The 6432-nt window shown below is 44.0% G+C and carries 4 protein-coding genes; 3 read left to right on the top strand and 1 reads right to left on the bottom strand.

Annotated features, from left to right (window positions below; all coding sequences use genetic code 11):
* Window positions 1-353: 353 nt before the first annotated feature.
* The 3 genes from R7041_RS13630 to R7041_RS13620 all read left to right on the top strand — a co-directional run bounded on the left by R7041_RS13630 (window position 354) and on the right by R7041_RS13620 (window position 3385).
* Complete coding sequence (locus R7041_RS13630; protein WP_017635365.1) at window positions 354-740, top strand: winged helix-turn-helix domain-containing protein; 387 nt, start codon at window positions 354-356, stop codon at window positions 738-740.
* Window positions 741-820: 80 nt separating this feature from the next.
* Window positions 821-3175, top strand: a complete 2355-nt coding sequence (locus R7041_RS13625) for a fatty acid cis/trans isomerase (protein WP_017635366.1) — start codon at window positions 821-823, stop codon at window positions 3173-3175.
* An 18-nt stretch (window positions 3176-3193) separates the two neighbouring features.
* Entirely contained in the window at window positions 3194-3385 is a 192-nt protein-coding gene (locus R7041_RS13620) for a hypothetical protein (protein WP_005376565.1), read from the top strand.
* A gap of 50 nt (window positions 3386-3435) precedes the next feature.
* On the opposite strand, the gene torS is transcribed toward R7041_RS13620, so the two are convergent.
* Window positions 3436-6399, bottom strand: a complete 2964-nt coding sequence (torS, locus tag R7041_RS13615) for a TMAO reductase system sensor histidine kinase/response regulator TorS (RefSeq protein WP_064369292.1) — start codon at window positions 6397-6399, stop codon at window positions 3436-3438.
* Window positions 6400-6432: the final 33 nt, after the last annotated feature.

Raw genomic sequence — 6432 nt, 5'->3', positions numbered from 1 at the left:
GCGGCAAGAATCGCTAATCGGCGTTTAACGCCATATTTCGCTGTCATATAAACCTCTGTGTGTATTAGAAAAGTGCTTCCTGCAACAGAATGTATAGTTCACAAATAGCGGATAAGCGAATTTACTAAATGAGAATTCTTTCTATCTTCGCCTAACATTACACCGTTATTTGTAGCTAATACGCACTCCAATAGCACTTTAGTTCAGAGCGCCATCGCACCATTCATCACTACTGTTAATCTCAAATATTAAGATTGTCTACGCATATCACAGTGCCCATAAAGTACCTGATTGCTTTTATATAATTATTAATGATAATACGTTTTACTACCATTAATAATTAAGGTGCCCGCGTGCTTGACTCCAAGGTTTCAAATGGAAAAACTTACCAATGCCAACACAACGGCGTTCACCATAATGATGAGGAGCTATTACTAGATAAGCGCACTCACTCTGTGGTACTCAATTACTTGCCAAACAAGAAATCTGTTCAGTTAACAAGCATTCAATTTAAGCTGCTGCAAACTCTCACTCACCATCAAGATCAAGTACTTAGTAAGCATTTTCTTTACGAAACAGTACTAAAACGTGAATTTACTGAACATGATCGAGCACTCGATATGCACATGAGCAGAATGAGAAAGCGTCTAGTTCACGAAGGCGTTCCAACAGACAGAATTCAGACAGTCCACCGCCAGGGTTACATTTTCAAGCGCTCAGACAATCAACAGAAAAATTAACGCTAATTGGCCCAACTTTTGGTAATTGACCGCTTATTTTGCTTTAATTAATGCAAATTCGAATCACGTAAAATAACTCAATGAATTTGCGCTTAATTTTTACACTTTGCATTGCTACTTTGTTTGCCGGCTGTGCAACCTATGCTGGTCTTAACTATGACCAACTGTTTGGTCCACAGCTCGTGCGTGAACGCACAGTTGACGTGGAAACCCCTCAAGCAAACTTCTTCCAAAGCGAAGTTAAACCCATTATGGATAACCGCTGTGTCGTCTGCCACGCGTGCTACGATGCACCATGTCAACTTAAGCTCTCTTCTGTTGAGGGCATTGACCGTGGTGCGAGTAAAGCACTGGTATATGAAGGAACAAGACTCACAGCCGCAGCACCAACACGCTTATTCGAAGATGCAGAAACAACCCAAGAGTGGCGCGATGCGGGTTTTCATCCGGTTCTCAACGAACGTGATCAAAGCATGGCAGCCAACATTGATGCAGGCCTTATCGCACGTTTGCTACAACAAAAAGAGCGCCACCCATTGCCTGACCAAGTCCAGTTAGAAGGCTTTGACTTTTCGATAGACCGAGAGCAAACCTGTCCAACGATTGAAGAATACGAGCAATACGAAAAGGATAACCCGACCTGGGGAATGCCTTTTGGTATGCCAAACCTATCAAACAGTGAATACCACACACTCATGACTTGGTTGGAAAACGGCGCAATAATGAACGTTCACCGACCTGTTAGTGAGAAAGAGCAAGCGCAAATAGATAAGTACGAAGCATTACTTAACCACTCTGATTTGAAAAATCAGCTGATGGCTAGGTATATATATGAGCATTTGTTTTTATCTCATCTCTACTTTTCGGAACTCGATGAAGATCCCCGATTCTTCACGCTCGTCCGCTCTGCTACACCACCAGGACAGCCCGTCAAACGTATTTCAACGCGTCGCCCGTACGATGATCCAGGGGTTGAACGTGTGTTTTATCGAATTATTCCAGAGCAAGGGACCATAGTAGATAAAACTCACATGCCATTCGCGTTAAACAAGCAACGCATAGAGAACTGGAAAACTTGGTTTATTGATGCTGATTACATGGTTAGTCAGCTACCGAGTTATGAACCAGAAGTTGCTGCAAACCCGATGACATCATTCATCGACCTTCCAGTGAAGTCGCGCTTTAAGTTCATGCTAGATAATGCACAAAATACAATAATGGCATACATCAAAGGCCCAGTTTGTCGTGGCCAACTGGCATTGAATGTTATCAATGATCGCTTTTGGGTGTTTTTCCTTGATCCAGATAAAGCAGACATCCCAGAAGTAAATGAGTTTTACCGATCTCAGGCTGATAATCTAAAACTACCGGCAGAGCAAGAAAGTAACACGCTACCTGTTACCAACTGGGTCAAGTACGCGCGTCAACAAGCTCGCTACCTAGAGGCTAAATCTGAGTTCACTAATAACTGGTTTAAAGAAGGTGAAAACCTATCCACCGATGTAATTTGGGATGGTAATGGCACCAACCATAATGCGGCATTAACGATATTCCGCCATTTTGATAGTGCTTCTGTTGTTCAAGGGTTAGTTGGTGAGCAGCCTAAAACAGTGTGGATTCTTGACTACGCGCTACTAGAGCGTATCCACTATTTGCTTGTTGCTGGGTTTGACGTTTACGGTAACTTCGGCCATCAGCTCATGACACGAATGTTTATGGACTTCTTGCGTCTAGAAGGCGAAAGTAACTTTATCTCGTTGTTACCCGCCGATATGCGCCATGAACTTCAATCTAGCTGGTATAAAGATCAAAGCCCGCAGTTGAGTGACTTTTTACAACGAAATGTGAAGCCGTTTAACCAACCAACCAGCGTTCAGTATAAGAGTGACGATCCAAAAACGGAGTTGGTGGAGTTGTTGAGCGAACATGTTTCAGATGTGCTTCTGCCTCGCTACGAAATTCAAGACACGGCTCTTTCTGCGAGTAGTGAAAAGCAACTAAAACGTATTGACCACGTTCGTGGTGAAGGCCTAAAAACCGTTCCGCAAATCACTATGCTTATGGTGAGAAGTCAATCAGGGGAAGATGAACTGTTCACCTTACTTCACAACAATGCACACACAAACATCTCTAGCTTGTTTGATGAAGAAAGTAACCGTGACTTTGCTAACGATGATATGACCATTGTACGCGGCGTTGTGGGAAGCTACCCTGCGGCATTTTTCTCGATCAACGAAAACCAAGTAAAAGATTTTGTCGATCAATTTAGTGCCATCCAAAACGAGTCCGATTACGTTAAGTTATTGGATAATTTTGCGATTCGTAGAAGCTCAGAAAAATTCTGGTCATTTAGCGATCGTTTACACAATTGGTACCGTACAAAACAACCGATCGAATTTGGATTACTTGACTATAATCGTTTTGAGAATCGATGATGATTTAAGGGGGTTCTCATGGGTATCCGAGATAACATTGCCGCTCTTGAACAACAGATTTACGTTGCTTGTTCTGAGGGAGACTACGAAACGGTCAATATGCTTGAGCATCAACTCGAATACTTACGTGGCAAAGTGGAACATCCTTTTGATGATGACCCTTATGCCCTAGACACTCGATTCGAGTGGGAAGATGACATGACCGAATAGAAAAAACCTCCGGAAAGCCGGAGGTTTTTTTATTTTCAATGCTCGATGGATTACTTCGCCATTAACTCATCCAGAGCTTGAATTGATGCAGACACTTGAGAAACTAAATCATCTTTAGTCGCATTATAGGTATCTAGAGGTTGAGGCGCGGCTTCAATTGCTTGGCAAGCGTTCATTAGCGCAGTTAGTCCTAAACTTCCTGCACTGCCCTTTAATTTATGGGCAAGGTTCTTTACTTCTTTACTATCATTGTCCTCAGCAGACGCTTGCAGCTTGCTTAATACATCGGTGCTGGTGGCTCTAAACAGATTAATAATGTGCAACATCTTATCTCTGCCCAAGATTTTCATATCGGACTCAATCACGCTCGGATTAATGATAACCACATCGGGTTCCTTTGTTTTAGGTGCTTGAACGACCTTTAATTGTAGCTCTTGTTCTTGAGGCGAAATTTGATCAAACGGGGTACAGTCGGCATTTTGTGGCAACAACAACGGCTTTCCGTCTAGCGCATCCTGAATCAATGCCGCGAGTGCCTCTTTTGCCAATGGCTTAGGCAAGTATCCGTCAAAACCAGCGGCTAGATAGCGCTCAACTTCTTCCGCAAAAACGTGCGCAGACACTGCAATCATTGGCGTGACGGCAAGCGCTTTATTGGCCGGCTTATCACACTCAATCCGCTTTAAGCGTTGGATCAACTCAGTTCCATCACAATCAGGGAGGTTGATGTCGACCAAAGCGATATCAAAATCTTGTGTGCTGATCAGTTGCTCTGCTTGTGAGCCGTTTTCTGCCATCACGACTTGATGCCCCATGCTTTCTAGAAAACCTTCCGCGACCACTCGGTTGACTTCATTATCTTCTACCAGCAAGACCTTTGCTTTCACTTTGCAACGTGCGGTTGCCACGGTTCCTGTTTCAACAGGTTCGCTTTCCTCTAACGGAATAGAGAACCAGAATCGGCTACCATTTCCCTCTTCGGAATCGACTTCTAAAACACCGCCCATCGCTTCAATGATTCGCTTACTGATAGCAAGTCCAAGCCCCGTGCCTCCAGTTTGGCTCATCCCACCTTCAGCTTGCGTGAAGGCATCAAACAACGTTCTCTGGTATTTTTTGGCAATTCCTATTCCAGTGTCTGATACTTCAAATAGGACTTGCGACTCGTCCTCTGGGTTCAGGCTAACGTAGATATCAATTTCTCCTTCGTCAGTGAACTTAATCGCGTTACCAACAAGATTGTTCAGCACCTGACTGATTCTGGTGACATCCCCTTTCCAGTAGCGACTAACATCACTTTCAATATGGTAGGAGAACAGCAGCTTCTTCTCTTGTGCTCGACTGTTCATTAACTGGAAAGTGTCCTCCACCATTTGGTGTAAATCAAAGCCCATGTGACGAATTTCTAAATGCCCCGCTTCAATCTTGGAGTAATCCAGTACATCATTAAGGATCGCGAGCAACGTTTTACCACTACGATTAATGATTTCCGCATAACGCTTTTGAATTGGGTTGAGGCCTGAGTCAATCAACAAGCGTGCTGTCCCCAACACTCCGTTCATTGGCGTTCTTATCTCATGGCTCATCGTCGCCAAGAATGCCGATTTTGCTCGGCTCGCTTGCTCTGCTTGCTTGCGAGCTTTAGCGTGATTCAAAACCTCTTCATTCAAACGGCGGTTTGCTTGTTTTAACTGCGAAGTGCGCTGCTCAACGAGCTCTTCTAAATGCTCTTTATGCTCCTCAAGCTCTCGCTTGGCTTGAGCTTCACCCTCTGCTACCACTTTTAGTGCTTGCGCGGTATTACGAGCCGTGATGATGGCCTGCCCCATATGCGCCAACTCATCTTTGCCTTTCACTTCCAACTCAACCGCTAAGTTACCCTGCGCCACAGACAGCAACGCAGCGGAATATTCAGCTAACCGCTTCACAACAGAAAGGTACACCACACGCCATAAAATCAGCACCAATACAATCAAACCAACAATTGAAATAACGGTTAAAGACCACTGAGCGAATTTCAGTGTGCTGGTCAATTGGTCTACAGCGACGGTAGTGGTTTTGTTTGAATCATCAACCAATTTGTTGACCGTGCCATTAAGCTCTGAGAACAACTCTAATGTCTTTTGCATCAGTTGTTGTGACTGTTCGTTATTCTCGTATTGCTGCATCAGTATAGAAAATACGACCTGACGCTTACCAAGCTCTATGAGCAGTTGGCTCATTTGCTTAGAGCGCGTAGGATCTTCCACAGCGAGTACACGGCGTTGCATGATTTTGAGGTTGCTATCGAAATCACTTTGAACCTGTTGAATTCGCTCAATATTCGTTAATGTCCGAGCCTCTTCAATCTGATTCAACATTTTAAAGGCCAACAAGTGCAGTTCATGCAATCGCTCAGTCAGATCAAGATCGACCTCCACCAGTGCATCTAGCGCCTGATAAACTTGCGATTTTTTATTCGATTCTAATAAGTCATAAATATGCGTGACGTTAGCAACAGCAATGGTGCTTGTATTCTGAACTTGCGTACGAGTTAGTTGTTCTAGCTCTTCACTGAGCAGACGCATTTCTTCAACACGAGTATCTATCTCTTTTGCAAGCCACAGCTTTTTTTCAACCGAAACACCGAGTTCTGCCAAATTGTCGATAACGTTCTGGACGTTATTCTCTAAAGCTTCTAACAATTGAGAATCGAACGACTCACTCCCGAGCTCCTTGATGTGAGTGAGTAAAGACTCGAGCTGTTCGAACAGCACTCGCCCTGACTCCTTTCTTTCCTGCTCGTTTCTTGCGTTCGACAACATTTGTACAGACGAAATAATACGAGTACTCAACTCAGAGACTTGCCTCGCCTCAATCATGGCGGGAATCGCAGAATCCACGACATTTCTTTCGGTTTTGGCAACCAAAGAAAATCCAGACACACCAATAAGTGCCGATAACATGACCAGTATTGCCATCGCAATGAAAGACAACAAAAGTTTACGACCGATGCTTGCAGTTGCTAGCAGCATATTTTCATGACCTTAATGTTCGTGTTCAGCGAC

Source organism: Vibrio sp. 1751 (assembly GCF_033339895.1).
GTDB lineage: Bacteria > Pseudomonadota > Gammaproteobacteria > Enterobacterales > Vibrionaceae > Vibrio > Vibrio alginolyticus.
This window is presented reverse-complemented; position numbering and strand designations above follow the sequence as displayed.

Excerpts from the sequence above, each read along its gene's own strand:
- R7041_RS13620 (WP_005376565.1), top strand. The coding sequence starts at position 3,194 with ATGGGTATCCGAGATAACATTGCCGCTCTTGAACAACAGATTTACGTT.
- torS (WP_064369292.1), bottom strand. The coding sequence starts at position 6,399 with ATGCTGCTAGCAACTGCAAGCATCGGTCGTAAACTTTTGTTGTCTTTC.
- R7041_RS13625 (WP_017635366.1), top strand. The coding sequence starts at position 821 with ATGAATTTGCGCTTAATTTTTACACTTTGCATTGCTACTTTGTTTGCC.